The 18,512-nt window shown below is 41.2% G+C and carries 14 protein-coding genes; 11 read left to right on the top strand and 3 right to left on the bottom strand.

Going from position 1 to position 18,512, the window contains the following annotated elements:
* Window positions 1-218 precede the first annotated feature (218 nt).
* Window positions 219-2,390, top strand: a complete 2,172-nt coding sequence (gene uvrD, locus PAND9192_RS17195; RefSeq protein ID WP_087854726.1) for a DNA helicase II — start codon at window positions 219-221, stop codon at window positions 2,388-2,390.
* 68 nt (window positions 2,391-2,458) lie between these two features.
* On the opposite strand, the gene ggt is transcribed toward uvrD, so the two are convergent.
* Window positions 2,459-4,225 carry a gamma-glutamyltransferase gene (ggt, locus tag PAND9192_RS17190; RefSeq protein ID WP_087854725.1) on the bottom strand — a complete coding sequence of 589 codons (1,767 nt, stop codon included), beginning with the start codon at window positions 4,223-4,225 and terminating at the stop codon, window positions 2,459-2,461.
* A 578-nt stretch (window positions 4,226-4,803) separates the two neighbouring features.
* Between ggt and recQ the strand changes: the two genes are divergently transcribed.
* The 3 genes from recQ to PAND9192_RS17175 all read left to right on the top strand — a co-directional run bounded on the left by recQ (window position 4,804) and on the right by PAND9192_RS17175 (window position 7,785).
* Window positions 4,804-6,648 (top strand): ATP-dependent DNA helicase RecQ, encoded by a 1,845-nt coding sequence (recQ, locus tag PAND9192_RS17185; protein WP_087854756.1) that lies wholly within the window; start codon window positions 4,804-4,806, stop codon window positions 6,646-6,648.
* Between the two features lie 12 nt (window positions 6,649-6,660).
* The gene (locus PAND9192_RS17180; RefSeq protein ID WP_087854724.1) at window positions 6,661-6,960 is read left to right on the top strand and encodes a DUF3630 family protein; all 300 of its coding nucleotides are present in this window, start codon (window positions 6,661-6,663) and stop codon (window positions 6,958-6,960) included.
* Between the two features lie 108 nt (window positions 6,961-7,068).
* Window positions 7,069-7,785, top strand: coding sequence for a 7-cyano-7-deazaguanine/7-aminomethyl-7-deazaguanine transporter (locus tag PAND9192_RS17175; RefSeq protein ID WP_087854723.1), 717 nt, complete (start codon window positions 7,069-7,071; stop codon window positions 7,783-7,785).
* 362 nt (window positions 7,786-8,147) lie between these two features.
* Here PAND9192_RS17175 and elbB read toward each other — a convergent pair whose 3' ends face one another.
* Complete coding sequence (elbB, locus tag PAND9192_RS17170; protein ID WP_087854722.1) at window positions 8,148-8,798, bottom strand: isoprenoid biosynthesis glyoxalase ElbB; 651 nt, start codon at window positions 8,796-8,798, stop codon at window positions 8,148-8,150.
* A gap of 376 nt (window positions 8,799-9,174) precedes the next feature.
* On the opposite strand from elbB, the gene polA reads away from it, so the two are divergent.
* The gene (gene polA / locus PAND9192_RS17165) at window positions 9,175-11,946 is read left to right on the top strand and encodes a DNA polymerase I (RefSeq protein WP_087854721.1); all 2,772 of its coding nucleotides are present in this window, start codon (window positions 9,175-9,177) and stop codon (window positions 11,944-11,946) included.
* A 178-nt stretch (window positions 11,947-12,124) separates the two neighbouring features.
* Window positions 12,125-12,172 (top strand): small protein SpfP, encoded by a 48-nt coding sequence (gene spfP / locus PAND9192_RS20980; protein ID WP_438616993.1) that lies wholly within the window; start codon window positions 12,125-12,127, stop codon window positions 12,170-12,172.
* Window positions 12,173-12,902: 730 nt separating this feature from the next.
* On the opposite strand, the gene yihA is transcribed toward spfP, so the two are convergent.
* Complete coding sequence (yihA, locus tag PAND9192_RS17160) at window positions 12,903-13,571, bottom strand: ribosome biogenesis GTP-binding protein YihA/YsxC (protein ID WP_087854720.1); 669 nt, start codon at window positions 13,569-13,571, stop codon at window positions 12,903-12,905.
* 156 nt (window positions 13,572-13,727) lie between these two features.
* Between yihA and PAND9192_RS17155 the strand changes: the two genes are divergently transcribed.
* The 5 genes from PAND9192_RS17155 (at window position 13,728) to hemN (ending at window position 18,438) form a co-directional block, all read left to right on the top strand.
* Window positions 13,728-14,345, top strand: coding sequence for a c-type cytochrome (locus PAND9192_RS17155; protein WP_087854719.1), 618 nt, complete (start codon window positions 13,728-13,730; stop codon window positions 14,343-14,345).
* An 899-nt stretch (window positions 14,346-15,244) separates the two neighbouring features.
* A complete protein-coding gene (locus PAND9192_RS17150) occupies window positions 15,245-15,886 on the top strand; it encodes a class I SAM-dependent methyltransferase (protein WP_087854718.1) in 642 nt (213 codons plus the stop codon).
* The gene (gene yihI / locus PAND9192_RS17145) at window positions 15,886-16,434 is read left to right on the top strand and encodes a Der GTPase-activating protein YihI (RefSeq protein WP_087854717.1); all 549 of its coding nucleotides are present in this window, start codon (window positions 15,886-15,888) and stop codon (window positions 16,432-16,434) included. Before PAND9192_RS17150 ends, yihI begins: the two co-directional genes overlap by 1 nt.
* Window positions 16,435-16,437: 3 nt before the next feature.
* Window positions 16,438-16,917 carry a DUF2489 domain-containing protein gene (locus PAND9192_RS17140; RefSeq protein WP_060998608.1) on the top strand — a complete coding sequence of 160 codons (480 nt, stop codon included), beginning with the start codon at window positions 16,438-16,440 and terminating at the stop codon, window positions 16,915-16,917.
* Between the two features lie 147 nt (window positions 16,918-17,064).
* Window positions 17,065-18,438: an oxygen-independent coproporphyrinogen III oxidase gene (hemN, locus tag PAND9192_RS17135; RefSeq protein ID WP_060998607.1), complete on the top strand. Its 1,374-nt coding sequence runs from the start codon at window positions 17,065-17,067 to the stop codon at window positions 18,436-18,438.
* Window positions 18,439-18,512: the final 74 nt, after the last annotated feature.

Raw genomic sequence — 18,512 nt, 5'->3', positions numbered from 1 at the left:
TGGTTTGCGGTTGTAACTATTTTTTATGGCGTTAATACGCTCTTGGAATATACAGACAGGGCCAGAGCATAATTTATTTCACCTAAGTGTTAATTATTTTAATGGTAATGTTGATTTTATGTTTCTGAACTCTGCGAAAATCACCCCAAAGATATCGAAGCAATCTTTATTGGGGCTGGTATAATCATCACCATTGTATAAATAACCAGTAGATAGCGATGGACGTTTCACTTCTATTAGATGGCCTCAATGACAAACAACGCGAGGCGGTGGCTGCGCCGTTGGGTAATCACCTAGTATTGGCGGGAGCAGGCAGCGGCAAAACCCGTGTGCTAGTGCATCGTATTGCTTGGTTGTTAGCGGTTGAACAAGCTTCGCCATATTCAATAATGTCGGTAACATTTACCAATAAAGCCGCTGCTGAAATGCGGGGGCGGATTAATGAATTAATGCATGGCTCTAGTTCAGGGATGTGGAATGGCACTTTCCATGGTCTTTGTCATCGCATGTTACGTGCCCATTATTTGGATGCGCGTTTACCTGAAGATTTTAATATTTTAGATTCTGATGATCAGATGCGATTGTTACGTCGGCTGATTAAAGCGCAGAATTTAGATGAAAAGCATTGGCCTGCACGTCAAGGTGCTTGGTATATCAATGCCAAGAAAGATGAGGGGTTACGCCCACAGCACGTTGAAACCTATAACGATCCGGTTGAACAAACCTGGTTGCGAATTTACACCGCTTATCAGGAAGCGTGTGATCGTGCTGGCATGGTCGACTTTGCTGAATTATTACTGCGTTCGTTTGAATTATTGCGTGATAACAAACATATTCGTGACCATTATCAAGCGCGCTTTAAACATATTTTGGTGGATGAGTTTCAAGACACCAACAATATTCAATTTGCATGGCTACGATTAATGGCTGGCGCTGATTGTCATGTGATGATTGTCGGTGATGATGACCAATCTATTTATGGTTGGCGTGGCGCGCAAGTTGAAAACATTCAACGTTTTCTTAATGATTTCAGTAATGCTTCGTCAATATTTTTGGAACAAAATTACCGTTCAACAGGTAATATTCTAAATGCTGCCAATGAGCTCATTGCCAATAATACTGAGCGTATGGGTAAGAAGTTATGGACAGAAGACGGCGATGGCGAGCCAATCTCGTTATATTCTGCCTTTAATGAACTTGATGAAGCGCGATTTGCGGTTGGTAAAATTAAAGAGTGGCGTGAGCAAGGGGGGAGCCTTAGTGATACTGCCTTCTTATACCGTAGTAATGCTCAATCGCGAGTATTAGAAGAAGCGTTAATTCAAGCAGGAATGCCATATCGTATTTATGGCGGCATGCGTTTCTTTGAGCGCCAAGAAATTAAAGATGCACTGTCTTATTTGCGTTTGATCAGCAACCGTAACGACGATGCTTCCTTTGAGCGAGTAGTGAATACGCCGACCCGTGGTCTAGGGGATCGTACCCTTGAAACCATTCGTATTACCGCTCGTGATCGTGGTTTAACCATGTGGCAATCGAGCTTAGCATTGCTTGATGAAAAAGTGCTGGCTGGACGGGCTGCTAACGCACTGCAGCGCTTTATAGAATTGATTAATGCGCTTGAAGATGACACTGCTGAATTGCCGATGTATCAACAAACCGATGATGTGATTCGTCATTCCGGTTTACGCGCTATGTATGAGCAAGAAAAAGGTGAAAAAGCTCAAGCACGGATCGAGAACTTAGAAGAATTGGTCACCGCAACGCGTCAGTTTGAAATTCCTGAAGAGGCGGCTGAAATGAGTCCGTTATCTGCTTTCTTAGCTCACGCAGCGTTAGAAGCGGGTGATGGTCAGGCTGATGCCTTTGAAGATGCGGTGCAGCTAATGACGATGCACAGTGCCAAAGGTCTAGAGTTTCCAATCGTATTTATGGTCGGTGTTGAAGAAGGAATGTTCCCAAGCTCACGTACCATTGAAGAAGCTGATCGGTTAGAAGAAGAGCGTCGCTTGTGCTATGTCGGTATGACACGCGCAATGAAGAAGCTGTATATCACTTATGCAGAAATGCGACGTTTATACGGCAAAGATAATTTTCATAAACCATCGCGCTTTATTCGTGAAATTCCAGAACAGTACGTTGAGGAAGTGCGAATGAAAGCACAGGTTTCACGACCTGTGAGCAGTGGACGTTTCAGCCAAACTCAAGTTAATAATAACTTCAATGAAACCGGGTTTAGTTTAGGCCAGCGAGTGCAACATCCTAAATTTGGTGAAGGGACGATCATTAACTTTGAAGGTAGTGGTGCTCAAAGTCGCGTCCAAGTGGCCTTTAATGGTGAAGGTATTAAGTGGCTAGTAACTCAATACGCTAAGTTAACTGCGCTATAACGACAGTTACAACAATAAGCCCGTGAGTGATTAATTTTATGGTTAATCACTCACGGGCTTTTTTGTGCTTATTGGGCGATGACCTTGCCTTCACGGCGAGGATCGGCAGCCCCGATCAACTGCTTAGGTGCAATACTGATCGCTTGAATGCCTGAGTTAAGATCTTTGACAACAGTTTTATAGCCTAATTTTTCAAATTTAGGTGCCCATGCGGTGGCCGTGGTGTGCTGTTCTAATTCAAAGCTACCAAAGCGGTTATTGATATTGGGCAAATTAATCGCTTGCTGTAAGTCCATTCCCCAATCAATGTAAGCCACTAAAGTTTTAGCAATATAACCAATAATTTGGCTACCACCTGGAGAGCCAATAGCTAATACTGGTTGATTATTATGCATCACAATTGTCGGTGCCATTGATGAACGAGGGCGCTTACCGGGCTCAATACGATTAGCAATTGGTCGGCCATCAATGTGGCTTCGAAATGAAAAATCGGTTAATTCATTATTAAGTAGGAATCCGCCGACCATTAATCGCGAACCAAAACTGTTTTCAATGGTAGAGGTCATCGAGACCACATTGCCTTGGGTATCAACAATCGAAAAATGGGTGGTTGAGGGTAACTCGATCGCTTCATTGGTGGCTAGTTGCTGACTCGCATGCTCCCAAGGTGGTAATCCCGGCTCGACCGTGGTTAATTTTTTATTGGAGGCCAATAATTGCGCTCGTTGTTGAATGTAATTGGGATCGAGCAAGCCTTTAGTTGGCATCGGCACATAGTCACTGTCAGCCATATAACGACCACGATCGGCAAATGCTAATCGTGATGCATCACCAATTAAACGCCAACTGTTGACATCATTGGCGCCCATTTTTGCTAACGGATAATGGTTAAGCATCGCCATAATCTGGCCAAGAGTTAACGCGCCAGAACTTGGAGGGCCCATGCCGCAAATTTGATATTGACGATAAGGTGCACATACTGGCGCCCGTTGTTTAACCTTATAACTGGCTAAATCAATGCTACTTAGAACCCCCGGATTACCCATGGCATTTTGTACTGTATTAACAATCTCGCGCGCAATATCCCCTTGATAAAAGGCTTTTTGGCCATAATCAGCAATTTTTCGTAACGTATTGGCATAAGCGTGATTGATTAACCGTTGTCCGGCTTGAATCGGTTGATCTTGGGTATCAAAAAAATAGGCCTTGGTTACAGGCCAACGTTGCAAATTAGTGGCATCTTTAGCCACTAATGCTGCTAAACGAGGGCTAACAATAAACCCTTGCTGGGCTAATTTGATCGCTGGTTGAAATAACTTTTTCCATTCCAACTGACCGTATTGCTGGTGGCTATTCCACAATAATTTAATTGTGCCAGGGGTGCCGACAGAGCGTCCGCCAACGACCGCATCATAAAATGCCAGTGGTTGGCCTTTTTTATCTTGAAATAGACGTGGTGTTACTGCAAAAGGCGCAGTTTCACGGCCGTCAAAGGTGGTCATTTGGTGGTTATCATTATTCCAATAAACTAAAAAGCCACCGCCACCAATACCAGATGATTGTGGTTCAACCAAACCCAATACTAGTTGGGTAGCAACCATCGCATCAATGGCATTGCCTCCTTGACGTAGCATCTCTGCACCCGCCTCACTGGCATAATGATTGGCTGTAGCAATCATCCATTGCTGACCGTTCACGAGGTGTGATTGTTGGTTGGCGACACTTGTTTCTGGTGTAATGCTATCGCTAATTTGCTGTGCCGTTGCAGAAAAAATAGGGCCTGCACAGCTACAAACAGTCAATAAACGTAATAGTAATGGCGATATTTTTAGCATAACAGATCCTTGTAATCAGTGGCGCAACAGTGGTGGACGCTATGTAGCCTTTTAATGTGGTTAATGATGGCAGAAAAAACAGCGTATATCCCATTATTTTTAAATATTATTGGTCGGAATATTAATTAAAGATGTGATATTTAATCAATTTGATGCTTTTCATGGTTGCTAGTTAACAAATACCCCTAATAAGTCTTATTTTTAGCGATTAAAAAACCATTTTAAATTATAGAGTGTTGAATAAGTAACCATTGTGATTGATACGGAAGTTATTTTTTATTGTCTTATTAATTAATTAGTTATTTGATTATTTTTAAGCGGTGACAATTTTATCAATGAAATGTTAGTGCTTATTTTTAATAAATAACGGCATAGTTGAATATTGAGGCTGAAGTAGCTATTGATAGTCATTGCTTTAAACCCGATATAACTTGGTGAGCCGAGTAAGTGGAATGATGGCATCATTTACTGAGCAAGGTAGTAATGGTATCAACGAATGGTCAGTCATCTTGGCCTTATTCGCATCCGACCGTGATTTAGGTATAGAATGGCAGCCCTGTTTAGCGAAGAGTCTTACTATGTCAGCTGTTGCCCCTCTGCCTGTGTCGTCATTATTATTATCCAGCCAAGAAATTTTGCAGGATGTATTTGGCTATCAACAATTTAGGCAAGGACAGCAAGCGGTGATTGAGGCAATCACTACTGGCAACGATTGTTTGGTTATTATGCCGACCGGTGGCGGTAAATCATTGTGTTATCAAATTCCGGCGTTAATGCTACCAGGATTAACCTTGGTAATTTCACCGCTTATTTCATTGATGAAAGATCAGGTGGATCAGCTTAATGCCAATGGTGTCAGTGCTGGATGTATCCATTCGGCGATGTCACGTGAAGAGATTCAAGCAACGTTTGATGCGATGCAAAAGGGTGAGTTACAGCTGGTTTATGCTTCACCTGAACGAGTATTAATGCGCGATTTTCTTGATCGTTTGCAGCAACTTGATTTGGCGATGGTAGCTGTCGATGAAGCTCACTGTGTTTCTCAGTGGGGACATGATTTTCGACCTGAATATGCCGCTCTAGGGGTACTTAAACAGCAATTTTCACCGTTACCGGTAATGGCATTAACCGCTACCGCAGATGACGCCACTCGGCATGATATCGTTAGTCGGTTAGGATTAAACGACCCCCATTGTTATTTGGGAAGTTTCGATCGACCCAATATTCGCTATACCTTATGGGAAAAACATAAACCGCAACAGCAATTGAACCAGTATTTAGCGACTGTTCGCGGCCAGTGCGGAATTATTTATTGTAATAGCCGTAAGAAAGTGGAACAGATCAGCGAAAAATTGTGTCACAGCGGTATTCGTGCTGCGGCATATCACGCCGGTATGGAACATCAACAACGGGTAGCAGTACAAGATGCTTTTCAGCGGGATGATATTCATGTGGTTGTTGCCACCGTGGCGTTTGGAATGGGGATCAATAAACCCAATGTGCGGTTTGTGGTTCATTTTGATATTCCACGTAACATTGAATCGTATTACCAAGAAACAGGACGAGCAGGGCGCGATGGTTTACCCGCAGAAGCATTACTGCTTTATGATCCCGCTGATTTAGCTTGGTTACGACGTTGTGTTGATGAAAAACCCAATGATGCTCAGCGGGATGTTGAATTACATAAGTTGCATGCTATGGGGGCGTTTGCTCAAGCACAAAGTTGCCGTCGCCAAGTGTTGTTGCATTACTTTGGTGAAGAGTTGCGCCAAGGATGCGGTAATTGCGACGTATGTCTTGATCCTCCGCAACAGTTTGATGCGGTAGAAGCGGCTCAAAAAGCGTTGTCATGTGTGTATCGCGTTAATCAGAACTTTGGAATTACCTATGTGGTTGATGTACTGCGGGGAATGCAAAATCAACGTATTCGTGAATATGGTCATGATAAATTAACCACTTATGGTATTGGACGTGAATATAGTCATGAATATTGGGTCAGCATTTTACGCCAACTGATCCATCGTGGATTTTTAACTCAAAATATAAGCCGTAATTCAGTGTTGCAACTGACCCAGCAAGCGCGACCGTTATTAAGAGCCGAAATGGCATTATCTTTGGCGGTGCCGCGGTTAGATAGCGCAGTACGGAGCAGTAAAGTTGATCGAATGGCTAATCGCCAATACGATAAAAAGCTATTTGCCAAGTTACGAAAATTACGCAAAGCGATTGCGGATGAAGAAGATCTGCCACCTTATGTAGTATTTAATGATGCTAGCTTGATGGAAATGGCAGAGCGGTTACCGAGCTCAAAAGGCGACTTTTTAGCGATAAACGGTGTCGGTCAGCGCAAGTTAGACAAATTTGGGGTGGTATTTTTACAATTGATTGGCGACCACTTAATGGCCATTGATGAGCATAATTAATGGAAGTGAATAATGGACTATGATTTTAGCCGCACAGTAATAAACCTTGAATTAGGTACGTTAGTGGTGACTCCTACAGCGTTTGAATTTGATGATTTTGCTACGATTGCAGCCGTATTATTGGTTCGCTTAGATGCCAAAGTCATTGATAAAGAGCCAAGTGCAGACTTGCAACAGTGGCTAATTGATGTTGATGGGTGTCAGTTGTTACTTAAAGCTGAGCATTACACCGCATCAATGTGGTTGGAACTTTTAGTACTCAGTGAAATCGATGATTTAATTTTTATACAACAGTTATTGTCTCGCCACTAGGCAAATTAATGCTGTGCTGTATAATCGCCGCCCTGGTGTTGCAGGCGGTAGTTATCATCTGCAATGAAATGTTTGGGTTCCCTCCCCCCAATGACAAAAAGGTCTTACATGACTGCTTTATCCAACGCAACAATATCTAATACAACCACAACTGCTTTTACCTCAGCGCAACAACACAAAGCGTTATCGTATTTGGTGGCTTTTCATTTATTAGTGATTGCCTCAAGTAATTATCTGGTTCAATTACCGTTTACTGTTTTTGGTTATCACACCACATGGGGAGCATTTACTTTTCCGTTTATTTTTCTTGCGACTGATTTAACTGTGCGTATTTTTGGTGCAGCGATGGCGCGTAAAATAATTTGGCGAGTAATGGCACCGGCATTAATTGTGTCTTATGTGCTATCAGTATTGTTCTTTAAAGGACAATATCAAGGGTTTGCCCATCTTACGGAATTTAATTTGTTTGTGGCTCGTATTGCGATTGCCAGTTTTATGGCATACCTATTGGGGCAAATATTGGATGTATCGGTATTTAACCGCCTTCGTCAAATGAAGCAATGGTGGATTGCACCAACAGCGTCGACCATTATCGGTAATGCACTTGATACCCTCGCTTTTTTCAGTATTGCGTTTTACCACAGCCCAGATGCTTTTATGGCTCAAAACTGGACTGAAATCGCGCTAGTGGATTACAGTTTTAAATTAATTATTAGTCTTGGTTTGTTTGTGCCTTTGTATGGGGTGCTACTTAATTATTTAATCAATAAGCTAACGACATTAAAACAGCCCTCACTTACTGACACTGCTAGCGTTATTAAATAACTAGTGACTGTTTTAGCATCAACAAAAAATCGGCTGCGGCCGATTTTTTTATTGAATCAAAGGCGACTAAATAATAACTGTAAGTGAGACGATAGATGAAATCTTTCATTACAAATGAAAATTATTCTCAATTAAATGTTGCAACTTAGTTGAGAATGGTTATTATTAACATGCTTTCAGTGCTAGAGAAAACGTTTTTCTAGTGGTTGATGGCACGACATTGCTCACATTGCTTCCAGTGTACTTCAGCTTGGTAACGGTGCTTAGTGTAGGGCTAAAAACCAATTACTACTTCTGCTGAGCGGCGCATCACACAGTGCGCCGCTTTTTCTTTTTTAAGCGTTTAATATTTCTTATTACGTTTAGGCTAACTTTATTAACTCTTGTACCAGTTTATTGATCCCTATAGCAGCTTCACTGATATTGGTTGCCAGCATATAGGCAGGTGTTGTTAATAGACGTCGTTTTTGGTCAAGCACAAAATCATCAACAGGGCATAATACATGTTCGCCACCCATGGTGTTAAATGCGGCCGCAGTGTCAGGATCATTACCGATCGTCGCTTTTGCGCCGGGGCCATAGATCTGGGGGATCAAGGTTGGCGCAATACATAAATAGGCCGCAGGTTTATTGGCTTGAGCAAAAGCTTGGCAGGCTTGTTTTACGTCTTCGTTGATCTGACATGCACTGCCGTGAAGCGCAAAGTCAGATAAATTTTTAGCAACACCAAATCCGCCAGGGACGAGCAGTGCATCATAGTCATTAATATTTAACTGGCTGACATCAGATATATTGCCACGTGCAATACGTGCCGATTCAACTAAAACGTTACGTATTTCATGACTGACTTCGCCATTTATGTGATTAATGACGTGATGTTGATCAATGTTGGGAGCAAAGCAGTGCCAGCTTGCTCCTTGTTGTTCTATTGCCAATAAAGCTAATACTGCCTCATGGATTTCGGTTCCATCAAATACGCCTGAACCGCTTAAAATTACCGCAATTTTCTTCATAATGGCATCCTAACTAATCAAATATGCTTATATTGTTGTAATTATGGGCTTGGTTAAGATTATCAAACTGATGTTGTCCACAATCAATGATCAATATCGGATCGAGGATCTAAATCCGGTTACCTTATTAAGTATATGAAAATAAATACAATCATGAGTAATTTTTATTTTTACATAAAAAACGATCAACTGGTGTAAATTAAATACTAACAAAGTTATCCACAGAAAATGGCTGAATAACGCAAAACAGCAGTTAACAGTTGCGGTTTGGCATGGCATTCTAGTCAATATTGCTTTTTTTCTGTGGTGTAGGGGTAAATTTGGTCGATAATAGACCTAACCTGAACTACTTTCGCTTGGATATAAGAATAACCCTATGGCTACGATTCCTGAAAATCCATTGATCCTCATTGATGGATCCTCTTATCTTTATCGCGCTTATCATGCGGCGCCTAATTTCACTAATTCTGATGGTGAACCGACGGGTGCAATTTACGGTGTGGTTAACATGCTGCGCAGTATGCTGCGTCAGTTTTCGACTGATCGTATAGCAGTTATCTTTGATGCTAAAGGTAAAACATTCCGTGATGATATTTACCCTGAGTATAAAGCCAATCGTCCACCGATGCCGGATGATCTTCGCGGTCAGATAGAGCCATTACATGCAGTGATCAAAGCGATGGGATTACCATTGATCGCGATCTCTGGGGTTGAAGCTGATGATGTGATCGGTACTCTAGCAACACAGGCGTCACAACAAGGTATGCCAGTATTAATCAGTACTGGTGATAAAGACATGGCTCAGTTAGTTGATCAAAACGTTACTTTGATCAACACCATGACTGATGTAGTGATGGATCCTGCTGGTGTTGTGGATAAGTTTGGTATTGGTCCTGAGTTGATCATCGATTACTTAGCTCTAATGGGAGATAAAGTTGATAATATTCCTGGCGTACCAGGGGTTGGAGAGAAAACGGCTAAGGCGTTATTAACTGGTGTTGGTGGTTTAGATGCGCTGTATGCCAACCTTGATGATATTGCACCACTAGGTTTTCGTGGCTCAAAAACAATGGCGAAAAAGCTGCTTGATAATAAAGAAGCCGCTTATATGTCTTATAAACTGGCGACAATTAAGCTTGATGTGGAATTAGAGCTGACACCAGAGCAATTATGTAAAGGTGTACCTGATACCGATGCATTGACTGAATTGTTTGGTAAATTACAGTTCCGTCGCTGGCTAACCGAAATGTTGGATGGCAGTGATGGCCGCATTGTAGCTGATGAAAGTGCAGCAACAACATCGGCGGAGCCAACTGTGGTTGCCCCAACGATTGATCGTAGTGGTTATGAAACCGTATTGGATCAAGCCAGTTTTAATGGTTGGTTAACCCAGCTAAAAAATGCCGATGTGTTTGCATTTGATACTGAGACCGATGGTCTTGATTACATGACAGCGAATCTGATTGGGGTGTCATTTGCGGTTGAAGAAGGTAAAGCTGCTTATGTGCCAGTCGCTCATGATTATCTTGATGCGCCAGCGCAACTCGATCGTGATTGGGTGTTAGCGCAATTAAAGCCATTATTAGAAGATAAAAACCTTGCTAAAGTCGGACAAAATTTAAAATTTGATGCCAGTATTGTCGCGCGATATGGCATTGATATGCAGGGTATTCAATTTGATACCATGCTTGAATCTTATGTCTATAACAGCGTTGTTGGTCGTCATGATATGGACAGCCTAGCGTTGCGTTACCTTGAGCATAAAAACATTAGTTTTGAAGATATCGCGGGTAAAGGTAAGAAACAATTAACCTTTAATCAAATCGACCTTGAGCAAGCAGGCCCTTATGCTGCAGAAGATGCGGATATTACGCTACGTTTACACCATGCGTTATACCCAAAAGTTGCCGCTGATACCAAGCTTAAAAAAGTGTTTGAAACAATTGAAATGCCGTTAGTGCCGGTGTTATCACGCATGGAACGTATGGGTGTGTACATTGATAGTACGTTGCTTGGCGCGCAATCAATAGAATTAGCGCAACGATTAGATGAAATCGAAAAACTGGCTTATGAGCTAGCAGGTGAAGAGTTTAATTTAAGTTCACCGAAACAATTACAAGCTATTCTATTTGAAAAAATGGGCTTGCCTGTCATCAAAAAAACCCCTTCAGGTACACCTTCAACCAATGAAGAAGTACTACAAGAATTAGCGTTAGATTACCCATTACCGAAATTATTATTAGAATACCGTGGCTTAGCAAAACTAAAATCGACTTATACCGATAAGTTACCAAAGATGGTTAATGTTGCGACAGGTCGTGTCCATACTTCTTATCATCAATCTGGAACAGTAACTGGACGTTTATCATCTAGTGAGCCTAACCTGCAAAATATTCCGGTTCGTAACCAAGAAGGGCGTCGTATTCGTCAAGCCTTTGTCGCTAAACCGGGTTATAAAATTCTGGCTGTCGATTATTCTCAAATTGAATTACGTATTATGGCGCACCTTTCTGGTGACGAGGCGTTACTGAATGCATTTAGAGAAGGTAAGGATATTCACGCCGCAACAGCCGCTGAGATTTTAGGGCTAGCAATTGATGATGTAACGACAGAACAACGTCGACGCGCTAAGGCAATTAACTTTGGTTTAATTTACGGCATGAGTGCGTTTGGTTTAGCTAAACAACTCGATATGGGACGTAATGAAGCGCAAGATTACATGAATGTGTATTTTGAGCGTTACCCGGGTGTTTTAGAATATATGGAAAGCACGCGTAATAATGCGGCAGAGCAGGGTTATGTTGAAACACTGTTTGGTCGTCGTTTATATCTTCCTGATATTAAAGCGCGTAATGGTCTACGTCGTAAGGCTGCTGAACGTGCAGCGATTAACGCACCAATGCAAGGTACAGCAGCTGATATTATTAAATTAGCCATGATTGCGGTTGATGAGTGGGTGCAGCAGCAACCTCAAGATCAGGTGAGTTTATTAATGCAAGTACACGATGAATTAGTGTTTGAAGTCGAAGCTTCAGCGTTAGACAGTGTGACGGCAAAAGTTCGCCAATTGATGGAGCAAGCGGCAACGTTAGCGGTACCATTAATTGCTGAGGCAGGTAGTGGTGATAACTGGGATCAGGCTCATTAATTTAAATGAGGATTGATTGCTAAAAGATAATAGCTGATCAAGTATCAGCTATTTTTTTGTTAAAAATAAGAACAGTTATGTAAAAATTACTTACAAAACTATGAAAAAAAATTACGACAAAGACTTCCAAAAAATGAACGATTGATATACAGTTAGTGATGTAGGGTACAGAGGTAAGATGTTCTATCTTTCAGACCTTTTGTTTCACGTTATTGGATTTGGCTGATTCAGCTGCCCCGGTCTATTTATTGGACCGGGGCGTTTTTTATTGTGCTAATGTAAAAATTCTCCTCGTTATACTGACTTTTCACTTCGACCTTGCGGCCGCTCCTGATTGTTGTTTATTTATTATTAATGTCATTTTCTGACTATTTATCAATCAGAATGCATAAAACCGATGGTTTTTTGTGATTTAAACCGATCGTTCAGGCCTTTATTCATCACTGTTTGTCATCGCTCTATGTTTGTTTATGTGTTTTTTAGAGTAAATACTTTAAATTTAAAATGGGCGGGCTATAATAGTAATAGCTTCTTGTTCATATTTGATTTTGTTGGTTAGTCAACATGACTAGCAGACGAGCAAAGACATGAAATAGCCATTCTCGGTATTGAGGATGGCTTTTTTTTTGGTTTTTTTTTGAGCAATAGATGATGTAATTAAATTCCATAAATATTTTAAATTATTAACAAATGGTGAACTTGTTTTTTAATTAAAATAATGTGTTGTAATCAATAATATTTACCGATTTAAATAAGGGAATAAGAGCGGTGGTGTGGGGAATGTCGCAAAACGACCAAATAAAGCGGAATCTGGTAAGTGTAGAGGTTGCGTTAGCTAATGAAATCATCAATTCTGCAATGACAATAACAACAACCTCTTAATTCTCTCTGCATTACCCCACCGATGGTGGTGGGGAATTTTTAAGCATGTTTAGTGGTGTGAATATTTATAGGTTTTATTCTGCCGATGGCAAATTAAAAACTTCACTATCGTCTGCTGCAAGTACACGTTGACGCTCTAATTCTGGAGCATACCACTCATCAAGTTTACGACGAACTTGATCAACGCCAATGCCTTTCAGTGAAGAGAAAGCTTCAACTTGAACGTTACCGCCAAAATCTTTCGACATTTCACGGATCTTTAATACTTGTGTTTTACGCGCACCACTCTTTAATTTGTCAGCTTTAGTTAATAGCACTAAAACAGGCAAACTACTTTCAATTGCCCAATTGATCATTTGCTGATCAAGATCTTTCATTGGGTGACGAATATCCATTAATACCACTAAGCCTTGTAAACATTCACGGCGTTGTAGGTATTCACCTAATGCTTTCTGCCATTTTAATTTAAGCTCAAGGGGTACTTGTGCAAAACCGTAGCCAGGTAAGTCAATTAAGTTACAGCCATTAATGACTTCAAACATATTAATTAATTGAGTACGGCCTGGGGTTTTTGAAGTACGAGCCAAACCTTTTTGATCAGTTAGGCGGTTTAGTGCACTTGATTTACCGGCATTGGAGCGACCAGCAAATGCGATCTCAACGCCGACATCTTGTGGCAAGTGACGAATATCCGGTGCACTTGTAATAAAACTGGTATTTCTATAGTTGAGAGGTTGATTCACTGTTAACTCCGTCAAGCCCTCAGATTGTAAAATGAGCGCTTTTTTGTGAAATTGTCTAAGATATATTAAACCGTGTTTGGTTTATGGTCGTATTGTATACCATGTTACTGAGCATTACTTGTGGTACGGAAGCCCTATAATTATAAATGGAATATCATGAAAAAATTAGTCTTAATATTCACACTGGTTGCGAGTTCTTCAGCGTGGGCACAAGGTGATATCAATGCTGGTAAGTTAAAGGCTGCCACCTGTGTTGCATGTCATGGTAGCGATGGGAATGCAACTATTACGCAATATCCTAAATTAGCTGGTCAACATGCTGATTATATAGTGAAACAGTTAGCTGATTATAAATTAGCATTCACTACCGAAGGAACTCAAGGTCGCAATAACGCCATTATGGCAGGCATGGCTGCTGGATTATCAGCTACCGATATGGCCGATCTTGGCGCGTATTTTTCCTCACTGCCTATCTCACCCAATACCACCCCAGAAAATGTGATTGCGATTGCTGAGCCATTATACCGTTTTGGTGATCCAGAGCGGGGAATTGCTGCATGTATTAGCTGTCATGGCCCACGTGGCAATGGCACCAGCCTTGCTGGTTTTCCTAAAATTTCTGGCCAGAATGCCGAATATATGGCGTTACAGTTGCAAGAATTTCGTGCGGGGTCGCGTCATAATGATCTCAACCGTATGATGCAATCTGTAGCTGCAAAGCTCACTGATAATGAAATAACGGCGCTGTCAGCGTATGTCGGTGGCTTACATTAGCAATCCTATCAACATTATTTGCGCAGTTATTACGTAGCGTTACTGTTTGTTCATATTTTAGTAACGGGGCATTAGCCATTGCTATTGTAAGAGATCGACCATTGGTTAACGCTGTAATGATGATTTGATTTGTAGTCGATTATTTTTTTGTTTTATAGAACATAGACTTGTTTTATGGTGCTGATTGAGCTTTTAAAAGTGTGATCTTGATACATTGTTTTAATGATGGCTTAAGGTAAATTACTCCCTGTCGACAAGGAATGCGGCATAGGATTGGAAGCGCTAGGATAGCTTAGGCATTGAAGCCTGAAGGATACACAGGAAGTCTAGTCAGGAGACTAGGGTAGATGCAGGAAGCGTAAGGATTGTCAGGGTCGACACTCAGGAAAGAGAGTAGCTATAGTGATATAGCTCAGGTATGTCAGGATGATGTACCGCATAAGGATGGTGGTAAGGTTATTGGAGTGTAACATTGCGATAGGGAACGCCAACTTAGGATAAGTTGACACACTACGGAATGGTATAAGGACGTAAAAATTCACTAGGATAGTGACGAACAATATCAGCATGGATTGCGATCATAATAAATGGATATTTGTTAAACCGGGACGTTGCTTGCTGGTTATGGAAAGACTAGACAGAATTATAAGCTCATAGCTTACCCCATATAGCGATAGGTGCAGACCTATCGCTTTTTTTTGGTCTAAATTTTGGTCTTTTTAGTAGCAACTATTATGTTGTGAAAGTGATATTTCGCTTTTTAATAGGCTAAGATGGTCGAATAAATTGAACAATTTGTCAGCAGAACTACATCTTAACTGCAATTGGGTATAGAATAGCCCGCTCGATTTTACCCCGCTGCTGCTGTTCGTAAATATTCAGTCGTTGTGGAGAAGACAATGGATAGATGCCCACTTTGTGGAAGTCATGATAATCAGTGGTTGGTAGCAGATATTAACCGTGATTATTTTCGTTGTTTACACTGTGCATTAATTTATGCCGATCCGACAACTCATTTAGCGTCGACCCAAGAAAAACTAGTCTATGACCAACATCGAAATAACTCAAATGATGCTGGCTATCGTCAATTTTTAGCCCGCTTAGCCACACCATTGGTAATGCGATTACCATTACCACCATTATTTGGATTGGATTTTGGAAGTGGTCCAGGGCCGACCTTGTCAGTGATGTTGGCAGAAATGGGGTATACTATGACGATATATGACCCTTATTTTGCAGCACAATCGGCAGTATTAGCATGTCAGTATGATTTTGTTACCTGCACAGAAGCAATCGAGCATTTTTATCAGCCTGCGAAGGAATGGGGGCTGTTGCTGCGTTTAGTTAAACCCGGCGGTTGGCTGGGGATCATGACCAAACTAGTAACCGACACTGATGCCTTTGGGCATTGGTACTATAAGAACGACCCAACCCATGTCAGCTTTTTTAGCCGTGATACGTTTTGCTTTTTAGCCCAACGTGATGGTCTTGAAGTTGAGTTTGTTGGAAATGATGTGATTTTGCTGAGGAAACCCCAGTAATGACCCGTAAGAAAAGAGCGCGCACCGTAGGTTCTGAAGGCCCTGCTGTATACCGTGAAAAATCAAATAGTAAAGTTGATATTGAGACTCGTGAACGCCAAAAGGCGAAGAAGCGTAAAGGCTTAAAATCAGGTAGTCGTCATTCAGCTGTTGAAGATAATAAACAGCGTAATGGTGGCCAGAAAAAAGATCCACGTTTAGGTAGTAAAAAATTAGTTCCACTGATTGTTGAACCTAAAAAAACCCAAACTAAGCAACAGCGCCGTTTATCTGCAGAGCAAGAATTGGCTATGCTTGAAAATGATGCTCAATTAATGGTGCTATTAGATCGCATTGATGCTGGTGAAAAACTAGGTGCAGGTCTGCAAAAACAAGTTGATATGAAGTTAGACCGTATTGAGCGTCTAATGAAGCAACTGGGCTTATTTGATGATGTTGAAGAAGCATCAGCACCTGTTACAGCTAGTGCTAAGTCTAAGCCTCGTTCAGACGATGATTTATTAGCGCAATTTGAAAACATGGATTTTGATAATTTCGATAAGGAGTAACCGTTGCAGGGAATAACACTTCTATTTGTTATTGGTGGCGTTATTGTAGCTGGATTGGCACTGTACGCTGGATTGTTATTGGCTAAGCTTTATAAGCAGCAACAACGGCATAAATTATTTTTAGCCCGTGCTGCTGAGCAACAAGCCGCAGCAATCAAAGCCAGAAATGACAATATATTAGAAAGCGTCTTTATTATCGCAATGGCATGTAAACAAGAACAGTGTGATATGTCTGAAGCCGCAATTCGGTTATATAAATTAATGGAAGTGTTGCAAGCAGATAAACAAGTTGATTTTGCAGCAACGTATCCGGCATTAACCGACTTATACCAAGTGGTTAAAGATATGCCTCGCGGTGATGCGCGTCAGCAAATAGAGAAACAACGCCGAATGCGATTTGATCTTGAACGCATGAAAGCAGAGTCTCGTCTACAAGCTGAGATTAAACTTGAATTGGATGCCATCCTATCAACCAAGGTTTAACCTACCATCGTAATTATTAACACCGCCATTTATTGGCGGTGTTTGTTTTTGTCCAGAGTGTAAATTGAACAACAAGGATAGGTTTTACTTTTAGTAAAATGGTGACACACTCTATTTATTATATATTCACCAAATTGGAACAATGTCATGTCAAATGAGCAGATTATTTGGGATCAGGCCCTGATTGAAAAATATAACTATTCAGGCCCTCGTTATACTTCTTACCCGACCGCACTAGAATTCAACCAAGCATTTACATCTGCTGAATTTGAGATGGCATGTCAACAATACCCAGATCGTAAGTTATCGCTTTATATTCATATCCCTTTTTGCCATAAGCTTTGTTATTACTGTGGTTGTAATAAAATCATTACCCGCCATCAGCACAAAGCCGATCAATATTTAGATGTGCTTGAGCAAGAAATAAAGCAACGTGCGACCTTGCTTGGTGATCGTCAAGTGAGTCAATTACATTGGGGTGGTGGTACACCGACATTTTTAACTGCAGCACAAATTAGCCGTTTAATGACTGCGTTACGTAATGCATTTAACTTTGATGCCGACGCTGAAATTAGTATTGAAGTCGATCCGCGAGAAATTGAACTGGATATTCTTGATCATTTGCGAAGCGAAGGTTTTAACCGTCTCAGCATTGGTGTTCAAGATTTTAATAAAGATGTGCAAAAGTTAGTAAACCGTGAGCAAGATGAAGCGTTTATTTTTGCAATGGTGGAACGTGCGCGTGAGTTAGGCTACCGCTCAACCAATCTTGATTTAATTTATGGATTGCCATTGCAAACCAAAGCTCTGTTTGCTGAAACATTGCAGCAAGTCTTGACCATGAAGCCGGGACGGTTATCAGTATTTAACTATGCTCACATGCCAAGTTTGTTTGCTGCGCAGCGTAAAATTCATGAAGATCAGTTACCGTCAGCGACTGAGAAGTTAGCGATTCTACAAGATACTATTGCGACCCTAACAGGAGCAGGGTATCAGTTTATTGGTATGGATCACTTTGCGTTGCCTGATGATGAATTAGCGGTAGCGCAGCGCGAGGGTATTTTGCACCGTAATTTCCAAGGTTATACCACTCAAGGCGATTGTGACTTATTAGGCATGGGTGTATCGGCGATTTCGATGATTGGTGATTGCTATGCGCAGAACCAAAAAGAGTTAAAGCTGTATTACAGCCAAATGGCAGACCAACAAACAGCATTGTGGAAAGGGGTAACCTTAGACGCAGATGACCTGTTGCGTCGTGAAGTTATTAAAGCATTGATCTGTAATTTTCAATTGAATAAACGTGCTATTGAAGCCGAGTTTAAGATTGATTTTGATAGTTACTTTAGTGAAGACCTTCAATTGCTCAAGACTTTTATCAATGACCAATTGGTGACAGTGGATCACGACACGATTCATGTTGAACTGAAAGGGCGTTTATTGATTCGTAATATTTGCATGTGCTTTGATAAATATTTACGAGATCGTGCGCGTCAGCAGCAGTTCTCGCGAGTTATCTAACTCTTAAAAATAGCGCAATAAAAAACGCCTCGGTTTCACGTGAAACCGAGGCGTTTTAATTTGTGGATTATAGC

Source organism: Photobacterium andalusiense, assembly GCF_900185625.1.
GTDB classification, from domain to species: domain Bacteria; phylum Pseudomonadota; class Gammaproteobacteria; order Enterobacterales; family Vibrionaceae; genus Photobacterium; species Photobacterium aquimaris.
Note: the sequence above shows the minus strand (reverse complement) of the source record. Positions and strands in the feature narration are given on the sequence as shown.